The 21,687-nt window shown below is 40.6% G+C and carries 17 protein-coding genes and 1 other annotated feature; of the genes, 3 read left to right on the forward strand and 14 right to left on the reverse strand.

The window, feature by feature from the left end; translation table 11 throughout:
- Positions 1-172 precede the first annotated feature (172 nt).
- The 13 genes from FKZ59_RS11450 to FKZ59_RS11515 form a co-directional block, all read right to left on the reverse strand.
- On the reverse strand, positions 173-2,821 hold the full coding sequence (locus FKZ59_RS11450; protein WP_141602896.1) for a valine--tRNA ligase: 2,649 nt from the start codon (positions 2,819-2,821) through the stop codon (positions 173-175).
- Between the two features lie 54 nt (positions 2,822-2,875).
- Positions 2,876-3,099: a binding site (T-box leader), on the reverse strand.
- Between the two features lie 279 nt (positions 3,100-3,378).
- Positions 3,379-4,260: a hypothetical protein gene (locus FKZ59_RS11460; RefSeq protein ID WP_141602898.1), complete on the reverse strand. Its 882-nt coding sequence runs from the start codon at positions 4,258-4,260 to the stop codon at positions 3,379-3,381.
- A 106-nt stretch (positions 4,261-4,366) separates the two neighbouring features.
- Positions 4,367-5,656, reverse strand: a complete 1,290-nt coding sequence (gene hemL, locus FKZ59_RS11465) for a glutamate-1-semialdehyde 2,1-aminomutase (protein ID WP_141602899.1) — start codon at positions 5,654-5,656, stop codon at positions 4,367-4,369.
- A 1-nt stretch (position 5,657) separates the two neighbouring features.
- The gene (gene hemB, locus FKZ59_RS11470) at positions 5,658-6,638 is read right to left on the reverse strand and encodes a porphobilinogen synthase (protein WP_141602900.1); all 981 of its coding nucleotides are present in this window, start codon (positions 6,636-6,638) and stop codon (positions 5,658-5,660) included.
- Positions 6,638-7,390 (reverse strand): uroporphyrinogen-III synthase, encoded by a 753-nt coding sequence (locus FKZ59_RS11475; RefSeq protein ID WP_141602901.1) that lies wholly within the window; start codon positions 7,388-7,390, stop codon positions 6,638-6,640. The genes hemB and FKZ59_RS11475 overlap by 1 nt, the downstream gene beginning before the upstream one ends.
- Complete coding sequence (hemC, locus tag FKZ59_RS11480) at positions 7,383-8,312, reverse strand: hydroxymethylbilane synthase (RefSeq protein WP_141602902.1); 930 nt, start codon at positions 8,310-8,312, stop codon at positions 7,383-7,385. The genes FKZ59_RS11475 and hemC overlap by 8 nt, the downstream gene beginning before the upstream one ends.
- An 18-nt stretch (positions 8,313-8,330) precedes the next feature.
- Positions 8,331-9,152 (reverse strand): cytochrome c biogenesis protein CcsA, encoded by an 822-nt coding sequence (ccsA, locus tag FKZ59_RS11485; RefSeq protein WP_141602903.1) that lies wholly within the window; start codon positions 9,150-9,152, stop codon positions 8,331-8,333.
- 101 nt (positions 9,153-9,253) lie between these two features.
- Positions 9,254-10,609 carry a glutamyl-tRNA reductase gene (gene hemA, locus FKZ59_RS11490; protein ID WP_141602904.1) on the reverse strand — a complete coding sequence of 452 codons (1,356 nt, stop codon included), beginning with the start codon at positions 10,607-10,609 and terminating at the stop codon, positions 9,254-9,256.
- A 276-nt stretch (positions 10,610-10,885) separates the two neighbouring features.
- On the reverse strand, positions 10,886-11,467 hold the full coding sequence (gene yihA, locus FKZ59_RS11495) for a ribosome biogenesis GTP-binding protein YihA/YsxC (protein WP_141602905.1): 582 nt from the start codon (positions 11,465-11,467) through the stop codon (positions 10,886-10,888).
- Positions 11,468-13,786: an endopeptidase La gene (gene lon / locus FKZ59_RS11500; RefSeq protein WP_141602906.1), complete on the reverse strand. Its 2,319-nt coding sequence runs from the start codon at positions 13,784-13,786 to the stop codon at positions 11,468-11,470.
- 329 nt (positions 13,787-14,115) lie between these two features.
- Positions 14,116-15,390, reverse strand: coding sequence for an ATP-dependent protease ATP-binding subunit ClpX (gene clpX / locus FKZ59_RS11505; RefSeq protein ID WP_141602907.1), 1,275 nt, complete (start codon positions 15,388-15,390; stop codon positions 14,116-14,118).
- A 203-nt stretch (positions 15,391-15,593) separates the two neighbouring features.
- On the reverse strand, positions 15,594-16,886 hold the full coding sequence (tig, locus tag FKZ59_RS11510; protein ID WP_141602908.1) for a trigger factor: 1,293 nt from the start codon (positions 16,884-16,886) through the stop codon (positions 15,594-15,596).
- Positions 16,887-16,996: 110 nt separating this feature from the next.
- Positions 16,997-17,989 carry a tetratricopeptide repeat protein gene (locus FKZ59_RS11515; RefSeq protein WP_141602909.1) on the reverse strand — a complete coding sequence of 331 codons (993 nt, stop codon included), beginning with the start codon at positions 17,987-17,989 and terminating at the stop codon, positions 16,997-16,999.
- A 317-nt stretch (positions 17,990-18,306) separates the two neighbouring features.
- Here FKZ59_RS11515 and FKZ59_RS14980 point away from each other — a divergent pair, with 317 nt between their 5' ends.
- The 3 genes from FKZ59_RS14980 (at position 18,307) to FKZ59_RS14785 (ending at position 19,474) form a co-directional block, all read left to right on the forward strand.
- The gene (locus FKZ59_RS14980; RefSeq protein WP_246045882.1) at positions 18,307-18,621 is read left to right on the forward strand and encodes a recombinase zinc beta ribbon domain-containing protein; all 315 of its coding nucleotides are present in this window, start codon (positions 18,307-18,309) and stop codon (positions 18,619-18,621) included.
- Between the two features lie 71 nt (positions 18,622-18,692).
- A complete protein-coding gene (locus FKZ59_RS14985) occupies positions 18,693-19,007 on the forward strand; it encodes a DUF4368 domain-containing protein (protein WP_246045881.1) in 315 nt (104 codons plus the stop codon).
- A 320-nt stretch (positions 19,008-19,327) separates the two neighbouring features.
- On the forward strand, positions 19,328-19,474 hold the full coding sequence (locus FKZ59_RS14785) for a hypothetical protein (RefSeq protein ID WP_181733281.1): 147 nt from the start codon (positions 19,328-19,330) through the stop codon (positions 19,472-19,474).
- Between the two features lie 1,091 nt (positions 19,475-20,565).
- On the opposite strand, the gene FKZ59_RS11530 is transcribed toward FKZ59_RS14785, so the two are convergent.
- Positions 20,566-21,264: a hypothetical protein gene (locus tag FKZ59_RS11530; RefSeq protein WP_141602910.1), complete on the reverse strand. Its 699-nt coding sequence runs from the start codon at positions 21,262-21,264 to the stop codon at positions 20,566-20,568.
- Positions 21,265-21,687 lie beyond the last annotated feature (423 nt).

Consider the following 21,687-nt stretch of genomic DNA (forward strand, 5'->3'; position numbering starts at 1 on the left):
ATGAAACGGGGTATCATCATTTTGGCATGATCCATATTGGATTGCATTATCGTTTCAGTTATCACCTTCTTTTGTGAGAATAGCCCCAGGCCTTAAAAAATATAATCCCGTCCATAAAAAAATCCGCTCCAAACCATTCATCGGTCTGAGCGGATCTTCCGTCAAATTTTAATTATTTCATCTGTTTCAATTCATCCAGCCGTTTTTTCACTGTATCGTATTTTTCCTGATAGTCCTTTAATTTCTCCCTTTCCTTGGCAACCAAAGCTTCAGGCGCTTTTTTCACGAAATTCTCATTGGATAGTTTGCCGGTTACTAATTTTACTTCCTTCGCCCACTTATCCAACTCTTTTTCAAGACGGGCAATTTCTTCATCCAAGTCGATCAATCCGGCAAGCGGCAAGAATAATTCGGCGCCCGTCACCACGGCTGTCATAGCTTTATCAGGCGTTTCGATTTGTTCGCCGATTACCAATGGTTCCGGATTGCAGAATCTTTCGAGGTAAGCTTTATTTTCTTCCAGGATTTTTACTGTATCCGCATCTTTCGCTTTGATATACAGCGGCACTTTTTTGCTGATTGGCGTATTCACTTCTGCACGGATATTACGCACGGAACGTATAATGTCCATGAGAAGCTTCATATGTTTGGACTCTTCTTTGAAATTGAATTCCGGTCTTACTTTCGGCCATTCGGCAACCGTAATGGATTCTCCTTTGTGAGGAAGATGTTGCCAAATTTCTTCCGTGATGAACGGCATCATTGGATGAAGCAGGCGCATCGTATTGTCAAGCACATAAGCCAACACGGAACGGGTTGTCAGTTTAGCGGCTTCATCATCGCCATACAACGGAAGCTTCGCCATTTCAATGTACCAGGAGCAGAAGTCATCCCAGATGAAGTTATACAATTCCCGGCCCACTTCGCCGAATTCATAACGTTCCGCCAAATCCGTCACTTTCTCGATCGTTTCGTTCAAGCGTGTTAAAATCCATTTGTCGCTTACGTTCAGTTCACCAGTCAAATCGATTTCTTCGTATTTTAAACCGTTCATGTTCATAAGGGCAAAACGAGATGCATTCCAAATTTTATTGGCGAAATTCCAAACGGCTTCCACTTTTTCATTTGTATAGCGAATGTCCTGGCCAGGCGAGGAACCTGTTGCAAGGAAGTATCGCAAGGAATCGGCACCGTATTTTTCGATGACATCCATCGGATCGACGCCGTTTCCAAGGGATTTGCTCATTTTGCGTCCTTCGCCGTCGCGCACCAGACCGTGGATGAGCACATCTTTGAACGGACGTTTGCCGGTAAATTCGATGGCTTGGAAAATCATGCGTGCCACCCAGAAGAAGATGATGTCATAGCCCGTTACAAGGGTGTCTGTCGGATAATAGCGTTTATACAATTCATTTTCTGTGTCCGGCCAGCCCATTGTGGAGAACGGCCATAGGGCACTGGAGAACCAAGTATCCAACACATCCGGATCTTGCGTCCAATTTTCCGCATCTTTCGGCGGTTCTTTTCCTACGTAAATTTCGCCTGTTTCATTATGATACCAGGCAGGAATTTGATGGCCCCACCAAAGCTGACGGGAAATGCACCAGTCCCGGATGTTTTCCAGCCAATGAAGATAAGTATTTTCGAAACGCGGCGGAACAAAATTCACTTTATTCGCTTCATCTTCTTGCAATTTTAATGCAGCTTCCGCAAGAGGCTTCATTTTCACGAACCATTGTTTTGATAAAAACGGCTCTACGATGGCGCCAGTCCGCTCTGAATGCCCAACGGAATGCACATGTTCTTCGATTTTGATCAACAAGCCCTGTTCCTTTAAGTCCTCCACGATTTGTTTGCGGCATTCGAAGCGGTCCAAACCTTGATATTTGCCCGCATTTTCATTCATTGTGCCGTCTTCGTTCATCACTAAAATCCGTTCCAAATTGTGGCGGTTGCCCACTTCAAAGTCGTTCGGGTCATGGGCAGGCGTAATTTTCACTACACCCGTACCGAATTCCATATCGACATAATCATCGGCAATCACCGGAATTTCACGATTGACAATCGGTAAGATCACCTTTTTGCCGATGTATTGTTTATAACGGTCATCGTCAGGGTGAACGGCAACGGCCGTGTCTCCAAGCATCGTTTCTGGGCGTGTCGTCGCCACTTCCAAATAGCCTGAACCGTCCGCAAGCGGATATTTCATATGATAGAAAGCGCCCGGAATTTCTTTATAGATGACCTCGATATCCGATAATGCCGTTTGGGCCACCGGGTCCCAGTTAATGATGCGCTCGCCGCGGTAGATTAGTCCTTTTTCATACAGTCTCACGAACACTTCTTTTACTGCATCGGATAATCCTTCATCCAACGTGAAACGCTCTTTTGTATAGTCAAGAGACAATCCCAATTTCGCCCATTGTTCACGGATATGGCTTGCATATTCTTCCTTCCATTCCCATGTCTTTTCGAGAAACTTTTCGCGGCCAAGATCGTAACGTGTTTTCCCTTCTTCCCGGAGTTTTGCTTCCACTTTTGCCTGTGTGGCAATACCTGCATGGTCCATGCCCGGCAGCCAAAAAGCGTCATACCCTTGCATGCGTTTCATCCGGATAATGATGTCTTGCAATGTGGTATCCCAGGCATGGCCGAGATGAAGCTTCCCTGTTACGTTTGGAGGCGGAATTACAATCGTATACGGCTTCTTGCCGCTGTCAGGCTGCGCCTCAAAAAACTTCCCTTCCAGCCACCATTTGTAACGGCCATGTTCGACAGCTTTCGGATCATATTTTGTCGGCATTGATATGTTTTCTGTCATGAACGTTCCTCCTTTAATTTATACGATTTTGACAAAATAAAAAACTCCTTATCCGAAAAGGACGAAGGAGTTTTCGCGGTACCACCTTTTTTCCATTTAGACAAAAGACGTCTAAACAGCTCTCATTCCGATAACGGTGTTTAACCGGCTTTTACTACTTCATTCATAAAAGCTGCTCCATGGCTACCTTCAAATGAGTGCATGCGGAAACTTCTCAGCTGCCGTTTCCTCTCTGTAGCATGCAACATCATTTTACTCTTCCAGTTCATCGCATCAATATATGCAATTGCTTAAATCATTTTATAAGATTTATCAGCAGTTTTCAAGTTCGAAGGAAATGAAAGGAGTGATTTCCATGTCATTATTAAAAAAAAGAAGAAGAAGTTACAATCCTTGGTTATTACCTCCTTGGCTCCGAAAAGTCCGCTTCTACGCAAAACATATATGCATACCGATTACAGTGTTCCACGCCATCCACACACTCTTTGTTCCAACGACGGGCGACGTGCTGCTATTGTTTTTTCTTGCCCTGATCTGTTGGCTATTGTGGACCGATCTTATCTGAATTTTAATATACTGAATGATTCCGAAAGCTCGTTATAAAAATCATCCGTATCGGAGGGCGACTTAAATCTGTCATCAATATGCAGCTTATTGGAGGATTCATTTGCCTGTTGTTTTACTTGTTGTTCCTCCTCTTTGCGGATCTTTTTCGCCTCTTCTACAAAGTTGTACGTTTGAACTGCTTCTTCTTTCTTTGATGCTTCTTTATGATCCGTTTCATTCAACGGCTTTTTGAACCTTTCAAAGTTTGTCAATGATTCATCTTCCAACAAATGCAGCGTTTCTGACGTTTGCCCTTTTTCCCTTTCTTCGTTCACCAGACGATGTTCCAACGTGGCCGGCGGCTGATCCGTCTTCGAAGTTTCCAAAACCTCTCCCGTATTTGTGGCAACAACAGCCACTCTTTCTGCTGTTTTTTCTGCCGCACTTTCAGCCGCTTCCTCTTCGGATTCCACTTGAAACAACGCGCCCGCCACCGGCTCATCAAAAGTACAATTCACTTCCCATTTGAATGTGCAGCTTGATCCATCGTATACAAAGAAGGAAATATCATCAATAATCAATTCCGGTTTGCAGTCTTTTGCAACTTTTTCACGCGGCAAATCAACTTCCAAAGGCATTGCATATTCGAAATATCCTTCATCGCCTTTTAAATCCAAATGTTCGATTAAAGTACCTTCACTGAAGGTCGGTTTGATTGCAGGGTTAAATCTTACGGTTGCCTTGATATGATAAATGCCCGTTAAACGAATGGAGTCTTCTGTTTCAGATTGCTGCCAACGGGGGATGACTTGGACCGACACGACTTCTTCTACAATTCCATATTCTTTTGAAAAGATAAATTGCGTCATCATTTCCCAATCAATTTTTGCCATATGATTCCCTCCCGTACTACTCTATGCACGGGAAACGGAAGTATGATAAAAATTCGGCCATAAAACGAGCGGCTTTTCCCATCAGAAGGAAAAGCCGCTCATATTATTAACGGGCCAATTTGGCAAATACTTTGTGGAATGCGTCAATCGTTTTTTCGATATGTTCTTCCGTATGTGCAGTAGAAATAAACAATCCTTCAAATTGGGACGGCGGCAAGTAGATGCCTTCTTCAAGCATGAGGCGATGATATTTGGCAAACAGTTCCAAATCGGAAGTTTGGGCAGTTTTAAAATCAACCACATCCTCATTTGTCAAGAAGAGCCCGATCATGCTGCCTGCTCGGTTGACAGTATGCGGGATATTGTATTTCGTTGCCGCTTCACGAATACCCTCTTCAAGCATGTCGCCCAACTTTTTAAAATATTCATACGTCTCAGGAGTTAAACGGGATAATGTTTCAATCCCTGCGGTCATCGCCAATGGGTTTCCTGATAATGTTCCTGCCTGGTAGACAGGTCCGCTTGGCGCAACCTTTTCCATGATTTCCCGTTTTCCTGCAAAGGCGCCTACTGGCAGGCCGCCGCCCACCACTTTGCCCAGGCAGGTCAAATCCGGTTCAATGCCATAATAGCCTTGGGCGCAATTGTAATCCACCCGGAAGCCTGTCATCACTTCATCAAAAATCAGCAATGCACCATATTGTTTTGTAATTTCTCTTAACCCTTCCAAAAATCCCGGTTTCGGAGGAACAACCCCCATGTTTCCTGCTACCGGTTCCACAATCACCGCGGCAATCTTGTCCCCTAATTTTTCAAAAGTTGCTTTTACCGCTTCCAAATCATTGTAAGGGACAGTTGTTGTATTTCTTGCGACATCCGCCGGCACCCCCGGGCTGTCCGGCAAACCAAGGGTGGCAACACCGGATCCCGCTTTAATCAATAATGAATCTCCATGGCCATGATAAGAACCTTCAAATTTCATAATAATGTCACGGCCGGTGTAGCCACGTGCAAGACGGAGGGCCGCCATTGTCGCTTCCGTTCCGGATGAAACGAAACGGACCATTTCCACCGAAGGAACCCGGTCAATCACGATTTGGGCAAGTTTGTTTTCCAATAATGTCGGAGCTCCAAAGGAACTGCCTTTTGCTGCCTGCTCCTGGATCGCTTTTACCACATCCGGATGGGCATGTCCCAAAATCAGCGGTCCCCAGCTTAAGACATAATCGATATACTCATTGCCGTCAATATCGCGAATCATGGCGCCTTGCCCTGACTCAATGAAAATCGGATCGCCATTGACGGATTTGAATGCGCGGACAGGGCTGTTCACCCCACCAGGCATCAGGTTTACAGCTTCTTGAAAAGCTTTGATTGATTTTTCATACGTACGCATCTTACTTCTCCTCCAACCATCGAGCTACGTCTTTCGCATGATAAGTAATGATCAAGTCGGCGCCGGCGCGCTTCATTCCAACCAATGTTTCCAGAACAACCGCTTTTTCATCGATCCAGCCGTTTTGCGCCGCCGCTTTTACCATCGAATATTCACCTGAGACATTATAAGCAACCACAGGAACGGGATAACGGTTTTTCACATCTCGAATAATATCCAAGTAAGCCAAAGCAGGTTTTACAATTAAGAAATCCGCCCCTTCTTCAATGTCGGATTCCGCTTCACGGAACGCTTCCAGACGGTTGGCCGGATCCATTTGATACGTTTTGCGGTCGCCGAATTTCGGAGCTCCTTCCGCCGCATCACGGAATGGGCCATAGTAGCTGGAAGCATATTTTACGGCATAGGACATGATTGGCACATCCTGGAATCCCGCTTCGTCCAAAGCTTTGCGAATCGCAATGACAAACCCATCCATCATATTGGAAGGGGCGATGATGTCCGCTCCGGCTTTTGCCTGGGAAACAGCTGTCCGGGCTAACAGGTCAAGGGACGGATCATTTAATATTTTATCCCCCTCCACTACACCGCAATGGCCATGGCTTGTATATTCGCAAAGACAAGTATCTGCAATCACCATTAAATCAGGATAACGTTCTTTGATTTGGCGGGTCGCTTTTTGCACGATGCCATGATCGTGGAATGCGCCTGTTCCCTGAGCATCTTTCTCGGCAGGAATGCCGAATAAAATGACGGCAGGAATGCCTAACGAAACCACTTCGTCAATTTCCGCATCCAAATTGTCCAAAGAAAGCTGATACACACCGGGCATTGAGTTTACCGGGTTTTTAATATTTTCCCCTTCAATGACAAAGATCGGATAAATTAAATCTTCCTTGTGCAAATGGTTTTCTCTTACCATGGATCGGATTGTGGCGTTTGCGCGAAGTCTGCGGTGTCTTCTGAATTCTAATTGTGACATTACATTTCCTCTCCTTTTGTGATCGCTTCAATAACAGACTGCATTGTATATTTTTTTGGAAAATATGTAACATGGGCCCCATATTTTTCAACGGCCCCTTTTGTAATATGGCCGATGCAGGCGATTTTTGCCCGACTCCAGCCCACAATCGGCGCTGCATATTTGTTGAAACAATCAACAGCTGATGGACTTGCAAAAACAATGATCGGCTGTTTGCTGTTTCGTATTGCGCCGATTAAGGTTTCAATGGATTCTTTATTTTCAATCGTTGTATAAACCGTCCATTCATCAATTGGAAAAGGAAGCCCTTTCCTTAATGTGTCCTTTGCCAATTCTCCCCGTATGAATAAACACTTCGGGGAATGGCCGCTGACGGAAGGAAATTCCTGTACAAAAGTGTCGGCGCTGAAAACGGACGGCGTAAAATGAACAGAAAATCCGTACCGTTTTAACAATTCGGCAGTTTTTTCACCTACAGCTGCAATTTTACTAGAAATCTGCGACAAAGGAAATTGATGCCGCACCAGCTTTTTCCAAAAAAACTCCACGCCATTTTGGCTTGTAAAAATCAGCCAGTCATATGTCCGGCAAAGAGTCAACCGTTCCAAATCGTCTTCCTGAATCACTTCCACGGTTTTAATGAGCGGACACACGACCGCTTCGCCGCCAAGCCGTTGGATTTGATCGATAATTGATTGCGTCTTTTTGGTGCCGGTCAATAAGATGGTTTTCCCTTCCAATGGCTTATGCATTTTCTTCCGCCTTCACTCTTTCAATTAAATCATAAGCCCCTTGTTCTGTTAAGATTCGGGCGAGTTTTCTTCCTGTTTCTTCCGGATCCGTACCCTTCACGGTTTCTTTATAACAAATTGAACCATCCGGAGATGCCACAAGGCCTGTCATCGTAATTTCATTCCCATTTACCGTCGCATAGCCGGCAATCGGCACCTGACAGCCGCCGTCCATCGCCGCTAAAAAGGCCCGCTCGGCAATCACCGCTTGTTTTGTATGTTCATCCGTCAATTTTGCAAGTTCTGTCAACAGTTCATCATCATCCGAGCGGCACTCGATTCCCAGCGCACCCTGGGCCACAGCCGGCAAGCAAATGTCCACATCCAAATATTCTGTCACCACATCCCTTGACCAACCCATCCGGTTTAAACCGGCAGCCGCAAGAATAATGGCGTCGAAACCTTCTGTCTCCAACTTTTTCAAACGGGTATCGATGTTTCCACGGATCCATTTAATTTCAAGATCGGGACGCACTTGCAATAGTTGCGCACTGCGCCGCAAAGAACTTGTCCCGACAACGGCCCCCTCCGGCAAATCGTTAAATTTCACATGATTTTTTGAAATGAGCACATCCCTTGGATCTTCCCTCTTTGGAATGCAGCCGATCGTCAATCCTTCCGGCAGTATGGCCGGCATGTCTTTCATCGAGTGGACTGCAAAATCGATTTCTTTATCGAGCAAAGCTTTTTCGATCTCTTTGACAAAAAGCCCTTTTCCGCCGACTTTTGACAATTGGACATCCAGGATCCGGTCGCCTTTTGTCACAATTTCTTTGATTTCAAATTCAAAAGGCATGCCCGCTTTTTTGCATTCATTGATAAACCATTTTGTTTGAGTAAGGGCTAATTTACTTCTGCGTGAACCTACCACAATTTTTCTCATGATGAACCTACCTTTCTGCTAGTACCATAAATGAAATTCTGAAAGCTTGCTTCCCAGGAAGAAATTAATCAGCACAACAAAGTAAGCATAGACTTGCGCCCATGCATAGGACAAGCCGGTAATCTTTCCACGCCTTTTTAAAATCAGAACAGCTACATAAATGATCAGCACAATGAAAGACCCGACAATTTTCGCATCAAAAATGGAAACGGTATCCACCTTCATAAAGGCCGATTCCAGCCCCAATAATAAACTGATCACCATGATCGGAATGGCGACAATGACGGAATAATTCATATATTGGGCCGTCTGGGACAAAGAAGGCAGCCTGGACCAAAGTTTTGTATATTTTTTCTTTTTTAACAGGCGATAAAGAATTAGATACAAAACGGAAAAAACAAAGGAAAGCGAAAATGCTGCATACGACAAAATGGCAAAACTTATATGTATAAACAGCATTTCAGATTCCAAAGTTTTTAATACCGGATTCAAATGATTTGGCGCAAAAAGCCGGATGGTCATAAAGATAAATCCAAGTATATTGATAAAAAACACAGGCAAATCGACCCTTGCAATGCAATGCAAAAAGATCGACAGTGTTACAAGCAGCCACGCATAAAAATAAATGCCTTCAGAAAGGGATAAAATCGGGAATCGTCTTGTTTCAAGCACATTCATAACAATAAAAGCGGTTTGCATTATCCAAACAATCGATATTAGCCAAAAAGCCGTCCGGCGAATAATCACTTTCTTATAAAAATAATCGACAAAATAAAACATAATGCTGATTGCATAAAGGACAACCATAATCTGATAAAGGTCAGTCATCAGTTTAGTCATACGAAACCCTTCTCCATTTAAAACGTCTAATAATCAAAAACTAAAGCGTTTCCGTATCAATAGTTTACCACATAGATACGAAAACGCCTCAAATTTCTTACTTAAAATGATAATTTTGGCTGATTCTCAAATTCTTTGACGTTCGCCTTTTCCGCTGCCTTCAATCGCTGGTTTTTCAATTCTTCCTGTACAAGTTCTTCGATTCCAAAAATTTGCTGATACAACTGAAGGTTTTGATTGGCTTTAGGAGAGTTGGCAATCTCCTTCACTTGAAGGATCGGCTCTTTTAATAGCTGATTGATGATGGATTTCGTATGTTTATTTAAAATTTTACGTTCCCGTTCTGTTAAATTCGGCATTTTATTTTCGATGCTTCTCATAGTTTCTTGCTGAATCATGTCCGCTTTTTTGCGCAAAGCAGCAATAATCGGCACTACGCCCAGCGTTGCAAACCAATCTTTGAAGTCCACGATTTCCTCTTCAATCATTTTCTCAATTTGCCGGGCGGCTCGTTTCCGTTCAGCCAAGTTCGCTTCTACAATGCCTTGCAGATCATCGATATCGTATAAGAAAGTGTTTGGCAGGTCTCCTACCCGCGGGTCAATATCCCTCGGCACCGCAATGTCCACCAAAAATAGAGGCTTTCCTTTACGCAAACGCTCTACAAACTGCATGAGTTCATAATCGATGACATATTCAGTTGAACCGGTCGAAGTGATGAGAATATCCGTATCAAGCAAAGTGCATTGGAGCTCTTTAATCGATTTTGCATGTCCATTAAATTTTTCTGCAAGCGAAACCGCTTTTTCAAACGTACGATTGACGACCGTTACTTTTCCGACACCGTTTCCATAAAGATTTTCCATTGCAAGCTCGCCCATTTTGCCTGCCCCTAAAATCGTCACGTGCTTATTTTTTAAAGAGCCGAAAATTTTCTTTGCAAGTTCAACGGCAGCATAAGAAACAGAAACAGCATTTTCGTTGATCGTTGTTTCGTTATGGGCTTTTTTTGCGAATGTGACCGCCTGCTTGAACAAGCGGTTAAAAATCGTGCCTGTTGCACCGATTTCCTGTGCTTCCAAGAAGCTTTTCTTCACTTGTCCAAGAATTTGCGTTTCCCCGAGAATCATCGAATCGATTCCGGAAGCCACCCGGAATAAATGTTCCAAAGATTTATCGCTTTCATGGATATACAAATACTGTTCAAACTTCTCTATCGGAATGTTGAACCAGTTGGATAAAAATCGTTTTATATAATAACGTCCCGTATGCAATTGATCGACAACCGCATAAATTTCCGTTCTATTGCAAGTTGAGACGATTACATCTTCCAATATGCTTTTTTCGTTTTTTAACGCAGCCATCGCTTGCGGCAATTCGCTTTCAACAAATGACAATTTTTCGCGGATTTCGACTGGCGCAGTTCTATAATTCAAGCCGACAACTAGTGTGTGCATGAACTTTACACCTCTCACGACTATTTCATAACTTTAATTCTATCACAAAGAAAGCGCTATCCATACTTAAATTGTGAAAAAGTTATGAATCATGTTTTTAAATTAAAATAATTCTAATTTAAGAATAACAAATAAATCATGCATTTTCAATGATATTACACTTTCCATTTATTATTCATCAAATTCCGACAATTTACTCTTTTTGGGCTAAAAAAAGAGCAAATTGGAATTAAAGGAGCTTTCCAATTTGCCCGTCAAGAATTCATATGTATGGAATCACATGAACTTTTGAATTTCAGCCCATGCTTCTTCCACTCCTAACCCTGTTTCCGCCGAAAAAAGGACTAAGGGTTCCCCCTTTTCCATACCCAAAGTTTCACGCACCATCTTTTTATGTTTCTCCCACTTTCCTCTTGGAACTTTATCCGATTTTGTGGCCACAACAATTGCCGGCAGATTATAATATTTGAGAAAATCGTACATCATCCGGTCATCTTCTGTGGGAGAATGGCGCAAATCAACGATTAAAATGACGGCTTTTAACTCTTTGCGCCCGGTCAAATAACTTTCGATCATCCTTCCCCAGGATTCGCGTTCTTTCTTGGATACTTTGGCGTAGCCATAGCCTGGAACATCCACAAAAAATAGCTGATTTTCGATTTTATAAAAGTTCAATGTCTGTGTTTTTCCAGGCTTCGACGATGTATGGGCGAGGGATTTCCGATTGACCATCTTATTGATAAAAGAAGATTTTCCGACATTGGATCGCCCTGCCAAGGCGAATTCAGGAAGGCCGTCCTTCGGATATTGTTCCCGCTTTACGGCGCTGATCACCATTTCCGCATGATTAACCTTCATTTAAAACCCTCCAACCAGGGCAATCTTTAATACTTCTTCCGCCGTTTTCACCGGTTTAAACGTCAATTGTTCACGGACTTGTTCCGGAATATCGTCGATATCCCGCTCATTGTCCTGTGGGATGATAATGGTTTTTAGTCCGGCGCGGTGAGCGCCCAGCGATTTCTCCTTAAGTCCTCCAATCGGCAGAACCCGGCCGCGCAAAGTAATTTCTCCGGTCATCCCGACTTCTTTTTTTACCGGTTTATTGGAAATGGCCGAAACAAGTGCCGTGGCAATCGTAATGCCGGCAGAAGGACCGTCTTTTGGAACAGCGCCTTCCGGAACGTGGATGTGAATATCGTGCTGTTCGAAATAATCCGCATCCAAGTTGAGCCGGTCGGATAGGGAACGGACATATGAAAGGGCGGTCTGGGCCGATTCTTTCATGACATCTCCCAGTTTACCCGTCAGCAATAATTTTCCTTTGCCAGGAGTCAACGACACTTCAATTTGCAGCGTATCGCCGCCTACGGACGTATAAGCCAATCCGGTTGCCACACCAACTTGGTTTTCCAATTCCGCCTGGCCGTAGCGATATCTGTGCTTGCCAAGCATTTCAACCAAAGTTTTTGAATTGACCGTCACCCGTTTCCGTTCTCCCGATACGATGATTTTAGCCACTTTGCGGCAAACGGCTGCGATTTGGCGCTGAAGTCCGCGGACACCGGCTTCCCGCGTATAATAACGAATCAAATCGACAATCGCTTCGTCTTTGAAAACGATTTGAGATTTTTTCAGGCCGTTTTCCTCTAGTTGCTTTGGAATAAGATGGTTTTTCGCTATATTTATTTTTTCAATTTCCGTGTAGCCCGCTATGGAGATAACCTCCATCCGGTCCAATAATGGCCCCGGTATGGTGCTTAAATCATTCGCTGTCGCAATAAACATGACTTGCGATAAATCATACGGCTCTTCGATGTAATGGTCGCTGAAGGTATGATTTTGCTCGGGGTCCAATACTTCAAGCATCGCCGCTGAAGGATCTCCTCTGAAATCATTGGACATTTTATCAATTTCGTCCAACAAGAAAACAGGATTGATGGTACCGGCCTTTTTCATGCCTTGAATAATGCGGCCCGGCATCGCTCCTACATATGTTCTTCTATGGCCGCGAATTTCGGATTCATCCCGTACACCGCCGAGGGATACGCGCACAAATTTGCGGTTCAAGCTTTCCGCTATCGATTTTGCAAGGGAAGTTTTCCCAACGCCTGGAGGTCCTACCAGACAAAGGATAGGTCCCCGGATGGAATTCTTCAGCTGTCGGACAGATAAATATTCCAAAATGCGCTCTTTCACTTTTTCCAGACCGTCATGATCCCGGTTTAAAATTTCTTCCGCTACTTTAATATCAAGCCGGTCCTCGGTTTTCTCTTTCCAAGGAAGCGCCACAAGCCATTCGATATAATTTCGGATCACGCCGCTCTCGGCGCTGGCTGCGGGCAATTTTTCGTAACGATCCAACTCTTTTAACGCCACTTTTTTAGTGGATTCCGGCATTCCGGACTCTTCAATCCGTTTTCTTAAATCCGCAATTTCACCGGTCTTTCCTTCGCGCTCTCCCAGTTCGGCCTGAATCACTTTCATCTGTTCGCGCAAATAATATTCCTTCTGCGTACGTTCCATCGCCTGCTTTACTTTTGACGTGATTTTCTTTTCAAGATCCAAAACTTCTTGTTCATCATGCAGGCGGATGACGAGATGGTCCAATCTTTTCTTCACATTAAACATGCTGAGAATTTCTTGTTTTTCTGACACCTTAAAAGGCAGATGGGAAGCGACAATGTCTGCAAACCTTCCCGGTTCCTCAATATCTGCCACCGATTGGATTGTTTCCATCGTGATTTTGTTGGAAGCCTTTCCGTACTTTTCAAAATAATTCATCACGGTGCGCATTAACGCTTCCGTTTCGGCGTCTTTCTCTTTTGAATCTTCGTGCAATTCAACATCCACCGTCGTGAAATCTTCATTTTCTTGGTAATTGATGATCTTTCCGCGGCAAATGCCTTCCACTAGGATGCGCAATGTGCCGTTCGGCAATTTCAGCATCTGTTTCACGGAGACATATGTGCCGATCATATATAAATCTTCTTTTTCCGGAAGTTCTATGCGCAAATCCTTTTGAGCGGTCAAGAAAATCTTATTGTCGTTCATCATTGCATGTTCTAATGCTGCGACTGAACGTTTCCGTCCGACATCGATATGTAACACCATTGAAGGGAAAACGAGCAGTCCACGCAAAGGAAGCAGCGGAACATTTTTCTTTATTTCAGTCATGCGGGCCCTTCACCTCCATTATCTTCTTAAAGAATGCACCCGCTTCTCAAGATTAGTATGTGAAAAAATAAGAAGTTTTCACTTGGATTTACATAGCAATTCCTGAATTTTTGTTTAGGGATCTAAATTTCATCATTTCCATGAATCATTTTTTCCACAAACTCATTATTGAAAAAGAAATAAAAAAACTTTTCAATAAAATATCTAAACAGTTTTGTAAAAAAATGTAATTTACACTTTCGTTATAAAGAGCTGACTAACGAGAATGCAAACGCAAAATCGCAGTCAGCTCCTTAAGGTTTCCTTATATATTCATACTTCTTACTACTTTATGCAGAAGTTTTTTTATTGTCCTTCAAATCCTTCAATTCTGTACCATCTTTTAAAATTAATTTTGGTTGCGCTTTCTCCGTCACCGTTTCCTTTGTAATGATGCATTTTACGATATCATCACGGGACGGCAATTCATACATCATATCGAGCATGATATTTTCGATGATGGAGCGAAGTCCGCGGGCGCCAGTCTTGCGTTCGATCGCTTCTTTTGCAATTGCGCGTAGAGCTTCTTCTTCAAATTCCAATTCCACATTATCCAATTCCAGCATTTTTTGATATTGCTTCACTAAAGCATTTTTCGGCTCCGTCAAAATTCTCACCAATGCATCTTCATTCAATTGCTCGAGGGTTGCGATTACAGGCAAACGGCCGATAAATTCCGGAATTAAACCAAATTTTAATAAATCTTCCGGAATTAATTGTGAAAGCAATGAATCGCCTTCCACGTTTTTATTTTTCATATCCGAACCAAAACCGATGACTTTTTGCCCCAAACGGCGTTTAATGATATTTTCGATTCCATCGAAGGCTCCGCCGCAGATAAATAGAATATTTGTCGTATCAATTTGCAAAAATTCTTGATGAGGATGCTTGCGGCCGCCTTGAGGAGGAACGCTGGCAACTGTACCTTCAAGAATTTTTAACAATGCCTGTTGGACACCTTCACCGGAAACATCGCGGGTAATGGACGGGTTTTCAGATTTGCGGGCAATTTTGTCAATTTCATCTATATAAATGATCCCTTTTTCCGCTCTCTCGATGTCATAATCAGCGGCCTGGATCAGCTTTAACAAGATGTTTTCAACATCTTCCCCTACATAACCTGCTTCCGTCAACGAAGTAGCATCCGCAATCGCAAAAGGCACATTGAGAATTCTGGCGAGTGTCTGGGCCAAGAGCGTTTTACCGCTTCCTGTAGGCCCGATTAAAATGATGTTGGATTTTGATAATTCGACATCATCTATTTTACTGTTGGAATTGATTCGTTTGTAATGGTTATATACAGCAACGGCAAGTGCTTTCTTTGCCCGTTCTTGTCCAATGACATATTCATCCAAAATGCTCAGGATCTCTTTTGGTTTAGGTACATCTTGAAAGTTGATTTCCTCTTCTGCACCCAATTCTTCCACTACGATTTCCGAACAAAGTTCGATACATTCATCGCAAATGTAAACACCGGGTCCAGCCACCAATTTACGTACTTGCTCTTGCGGTTTCCCGCAAAAAGAACATTTTAAATTGCCCTTTTCATCATTAAATTTAAACAATTTGCTTCACCCCTATTCAAGCAACAATCTTACAAGATATTGAGCGCTTTAGCAAATAAGAAGTACCGGATGCAACGTTTTTCTATCTGTAAGTATGTAGTGATTTTATTTGCGGTATAAAACAAGGCACGGTAGTTTATGCCGTACCTTGTTCATAACATATTCAATTATCCTCATTATCTATTTTAAAGGAAAACAAAAAATTATTCAGTTATTTTGGCATGCTCAACTAAAAATTCTACTGTTTTTTGCGTGCGGATATCGTTTTCCAAAATTTCCGTTGTACCGCCTAAAGCCGTGATGATTTGATCTTTTTCCATTTTGAATTGCTCAGCCATTTTCTCAAGTTCTTTGTCGATGTCTTCTTGGGTCACTTCAATATTTTCAGCTTTTGCGATTGCTTCCAATGTCAAAGAAATGCGCACGCGTGTTTCTGCATCCGCTTTAAATTGCTCGCGCAAGTCTTTTTCTGACTGGCCGGAGAACTGATAGTAAAGATCAAGCGACATGCCTTGCATTTGAAGACGTTGAGCAAACTCATTAATCATACGGTCAATTTCTGTATTAATCATTGCTTCAGGAATATCCATTTCAGCATTTTCGGCAGCTTTTTCCACTAATTCGTCGCGAAGCGTGCTCTCAGCTTCATTTTTCTTTTGTTCAGCCAATCTTTCCTTGATTTTGCTGCGCAACTCGTCAACCGAATTAACTTCCGGATCCGCTTCTTTGGCGAATTCATCGTTTAATTCAGGAAGCACTTTTCTTTTCACTTCTTTTACAGTCACTTTGAATGTCGCATCTTTACCGGCAAGTTCTTCCGCATGATATTCTTCAGGGAAAGTTACTTGGATATCTTTGGACTCGCCGGCTTTTACCCCCACTAATTGGTCTTCAAAACCAGGAATGAATTGGCCGGAACCGATTTCCAAAGGATAGTCTTCCCCTTTACCTCCTTCGAAGGCTTCATCGCCGATGAATCCTTCAAAATCGATCAAAGCGATATCGCCTTCAGCGATTGGTTCGTCTTCCAAAATTTCATATTCCGCTTTGCGGTTCAATAAATTTTGAATTTCTTGTTCCACTTCTTCATCCGTTACTTCCGTGCTTAATTTTTTCACTTCCAACCCTTTGTATTCGCCAAGTTTTGGTTCAGGTTTTACCGTTACTTTTGCAGTAAATGTGAAATCTTTGTCTTTTTCAAAACCGTCAAGCTCTCCGATTTCCGGATAATCTACCGGGAAGATGCCAGTTTCATCTACTGCTCTTGAATATTCTTGAGGAACCAAAATTTCCAAGGCATCTTGATACAACGCTTCTACGCCGAAACGTTTTTCAAAGATTTTGCGTGGCACTTTTCCTTTGCGGAATCCAGGCACTGTAATTTGTTTTACGATTTTTTTGAATGCTTGATCCAATGCTTTATTTACTTTTTCAGCAGGAACTTCAATCGTTAATACTCCAGTATTTCCATCTTTCTTTTCCCATTTTGCTGACATATTATTAATACCTCCAAAAATAAATTGCATATTTTAAACTTTAAGTTTATACGACTTTGACAACCATTTTAGTATAACATAAGTGGCTAGAGTTTCAACATATTTCATGTTTATTGCAGTTCTGAAAAGCTTTCTAATTCCCGGATAAAACCAAGAATTTCCTGATTTCCTTCGCTGTGTTGTCCAAACATTTGGCGAACAAAATGAATATAGCATTCGGCCACTTCCTGCGGCTGAAAATCCAGCCACTCAAAAGGATACGTTACAATTGAATGTTTTGCAATTATATCTTCAACCATTTCCAAAATTGATGGCTCTTGTTGGAGCTGATCGTTTACTATATTTGAAATCATTTTATATTGTGTCAACTCCGTTGGCAACCCAATTTTAGAGGGATTTACCAACATAACCCGGTTAAATTTTTCCACTTCTACTTCCGTGTCAACGCCTTGCTCCTTCATCAAGATTAGGATGAGACTTTTTACAAAAGGGTGGGTATCCCGGTTTTCAATAATCTCTTTCAATTGTAAGAGAATCGGGCGGATGTTTGCAAAGGCCAGCTCGTTTAATTTGCCCGCTTGTTCCGCAAGATGCAACGAAAAAAAATGCTCCGGTTCAAACTGTTCAGGATCGAATTGCTTGACCGTGCTCGTCTTGTCGTCCTGCTTGCCCATTTTTTCGCTGATATTGGCATTTAATTCTTTCAATCTTTTAAATTGTTCAATTTTCTCATCCGGAATCGCCCCTTCATCCAAAAGGGAAGAAATGATTTTTTCAACCTTATGATATTCTTTTAATTGCATGCAAATGGTCAAATATAATTCCATTATTTCAAAATACATGGCCGGGCCAATCCGAAGAAGCCTCTCGCAAATTTCCTTTGCTTTCCGGAAGGATTTTGATTCATATAATGAATAAGCATATATGCTCATCAAATGCTCATCGTCTTCCGCAAATTGCAGCGCTTCTTCAAAAAACCGGTTGGCCTTTTCAAATTGGTTATTTTTCATATATTTCAGGGCTTCCGAAAATAGCCGTTCCACTGTTCCGGGAAATACAATCACATTTTGAAATGTTTTACTGGAAGATTTTTTATTTTTCACATTTTTCACTCCATAAAAAGAAGAAGATGGTTCAATCATTACCTTACCTTTTTTCCGTGCAGGTTAAACACCTTTCGTTCTAATTCTATATAATCCCCTATTTTCCATCTTTTCAACCAATGACAACACTGCTCTTATTATAGTAAAGAATTTCTAATTTATTGAAGCGCTTTGCTTTCGTTGGACATAATTTTATAGGCAAGCCATAAGAAAGTCATTAGAAAATAAAAAGGATGAAGCTCTTCCGAATCACATTGCATAAAAATGGACCATTTTTTTAAAAACAAAAAAGAACGCCCGTTGAAGAACAATTTATTATAAGAAACGCACATGAAGCCATCATATCTAGAAAAACATTTGAAGCTGTACAAAATCAACTTAAAAACAGAAAAAAATATATTACAGCACCGAAACTGCATCTCTTCACCAACATCCTTTTTTGTGCCGACTGTGGTACAGGAATGTGGTATCGCAGTAATCGAAACGGTTATATTTGTGGCTCTTATGCGCGCCACGGAAAAAAAGCTTGTACCTCCCACACAATAAAAGAGAATGTTTTAAAAGAAATGATTCTAAATGACATTAAATCCCTAACCCAACAAATTGATAAAGAACAATATATAAAAAAATAGAAAAAAAGGCTAAAAGCACAAAATCAGAAACTCAAAAGAAAATTAACAGGATTAATCAAAAGATAGACGTTTTGAAAAATAGAAAAAGAAAATTCATTAACTTACTTGCTGATGGAATTATTACACAGGATGACTATCATGAGAGCATTGAAGCAACAAATAAGGAATTAAACGAATTAATGAAACAACATAATGAACTTCTTACGCTAATGGAAAGCGAAAATACTTTAGAAACTCTTGAAAAGTTAAAAAGAGAATTGCTGCAGTTCCTAAATTTTGATGAATTAACTGAGGATATGCTTCATCGTCTGATTGATCGAATCGAGGTAAAGGCAGACGGTTCACCAATTATTTACTATCGATTTTCTATACCTAAAATTGAATAAGGCAAGATAAGGAAACTCATCTTGCCTTATTTTTCATTTTAAAATTAACTGCGATACACACTCAACGTGACTTGAGTGGTAATCGCAGACATATTGATGTAGCAGTGTTTGCCTTATACTAAGATTCCCTTTTATTTTTGTGATATGTTTATTATGATAAATATTTCCATGATACACCTACTTTTACAAAAAGTATGTTTTTAAAATCTCAAAATAATTACATGATTATCCAAAGAGGATACGCCTGTCAATCTATTAAACTACAAAGTGAAAAGGGCAAACATTTCGCAATACGAGCAATTAACAGGAGGTCGGAGGAAGTGGATACGGAAATTTTGCTTAATCATATTGTAAAACAATTGCGAATGCCGACCATCGGAAAACAATACCGTTCCATTGCATGGGAAGCGGAAGAACGGAATCTGAGTTATAAACAGTTTCTATTGGTATTGTTGGAGGCGGAATAGCAAACCCGGGAGGAAAAACAACGTCAAAGACGTTCTCTGAATAGACCAATCTGTTTGGGAATGAAAAGATCACAGCTGCATTACTGGACCGTTTAACCCATAAAGCCCATATCCTCTTTTACTGAATGGCGAATCCTATCATTTCAGGGAAAGTTTGAAACATCAGAAATCAGAGGAAAAGCAACATATTTAGAGTGAGAAACTTATATAAAAAATGAACCACTCATTCCCAATGATTCAATTAGTTACCGATGAGTAAGTGGCTCAATTTTGATGTAATCGCTCTGGCTCAATTTTATATTGACAAAAACACATAATGTAATTACCATATAATACCGCATAAAATTCCACATAATCTTTTGTAGTTTAAAACTAGCGTGTAAACACTGGACACTCTCGAGTAGAAAAAAACGGAATGGATGTAAAAAAATTAAAGCATATGAGATTGCTTTAACATTAACGGATAAAATTTACGAAATTACTAGGAAACGAAGTTTTTGGAGATAGAAGGACTCGTTATATAGTTTACAAAAGTATGCTACTTTCACTGTAGCTAATATTGCTGAATTTAAACAGTTATACTTCGGTGTTAAGAATAGGTTTTTCAACAATGCTTTGACGCGCCTAAGCAAACTAGAGAGTAATTTACAAACAGCAATGAGTAAAAAGATAATAACGCAGGATGAGTTTGAGGAAATTATCAATCTACGAAAATCTATTAGAAATATACTTATACTTACAAAGTGTATGTCGAATAATAGCAAATGTAAAGTAAGCTAAAATAAAAGGTTGGAGGAAAAAATTTCCCTCCAAGCCAATTTTTATTTGGAAAAGCTATATTATAAAATACTGAAAAAACTATTTAATAGCTTTATTATGTTATAGTATTTTATTTGATTATTTTATATTTTTTTATAAAGTATACTTACAATTAAAATAGCTATGCAGCCAATAAAAATTAGAAAAGAAAAAATAATAGTTAGAGTGTCTCCTCCCCAATTAGCAAATATTATATATAGTTGAATTAATGCTAGAAGAATAAAAGCTAAATTAGAAGGAATCACGGGCTTTCTCATTTTATCCTCCTCACCTTAAGTACATGCCCTAATAATATTCGCTATGCCAAAAAAGTCTAAAAATGCATTACGAAGATCACTTGGTAGACTTTTTGAAACATACTCAATTGAATATTTCCAAGCAGCTGATGTTCTATAATTCCAACTTTTTAACAGTTTATATCGATCATATATTTTTTGTACAGTTTTATTAATACCACCAAGAAGGTTTAAAGCACTTTTTAATTTTAAAAGTTTTGAAGCAGGGAATCCAACTGAACCAATTGCTAATCCAACAGCTATAATACAGTCCACTACTCCCATAGTACCAATTTTATCATTATTTATTTCACTTGAAATTGAACTTGGTATATTTTCACCAAAATCTTCTAAAGAAGGTACAATTAAATTCTCACCTTCAACTATTACTTCTACACCAGTTTTATTAGTAATCCACTTTGCAATTTTATTCGGGCCTTGTTTTTCAATTCCGGGTGGTAATTGTTCAAGTCCTTCTAAAAATTTGTATAAATCATTGTCTGTGGATAAAAGGTTTGAAATCTCTTCATCAAGGATTCCTTCCTTAAGGATTTCTTCATGTAAATTCTCTTCTAATGCAATATAATCAATTTCTGCTGCAGATGCATCTTGTGGTAATCCAAATCCAAGTGTAGAGATTAGTAAGATAGTACACATGAATATCGCTAAATTTTTAAAGACATATTTACGTTTCATTATAACCCTCCACTTTAGATTTTCTAAATGAAATTTAATTTTTTAATGACTGCTATAGCAATCTAATTAACTCGAGTTAAATAAATAATAACAAAAAAATATTACATATTAGAATATAAATTACTAATATTCAAAATATTGTAATTTTTTTAAAATGATGAAATTCTAATAAGTTATTAGATTTTATTATAAATTCTTGTTTTCACAAATGGGTTAAGTAATAAGAAACCCAAGCGAAAACCTTAGAGGTTATATAGCCCAAAACAATTAGGCTATGTAATTCTGCGGTTTTTTTATTTGAGCATTTTGCACATTTTTCAACCCAAGAGTCATAAGGTTTTCTAAAGCATAAAAAAGGACTTCACCCCTTATTTGTAGAATTTTGAAGTGACCAAACCACAAAAATCCATAAGGAGGAAGTCA

Source organism: Ureibacillus terrenus (assembly GCF_006569205.1).
Classification (GTDB): domain Bacteria; phylum Bacillota; class Bacilli; order Bacillales_A; family Planococcaceae; genus Ureibacillus; species Ureibacillus terrenus.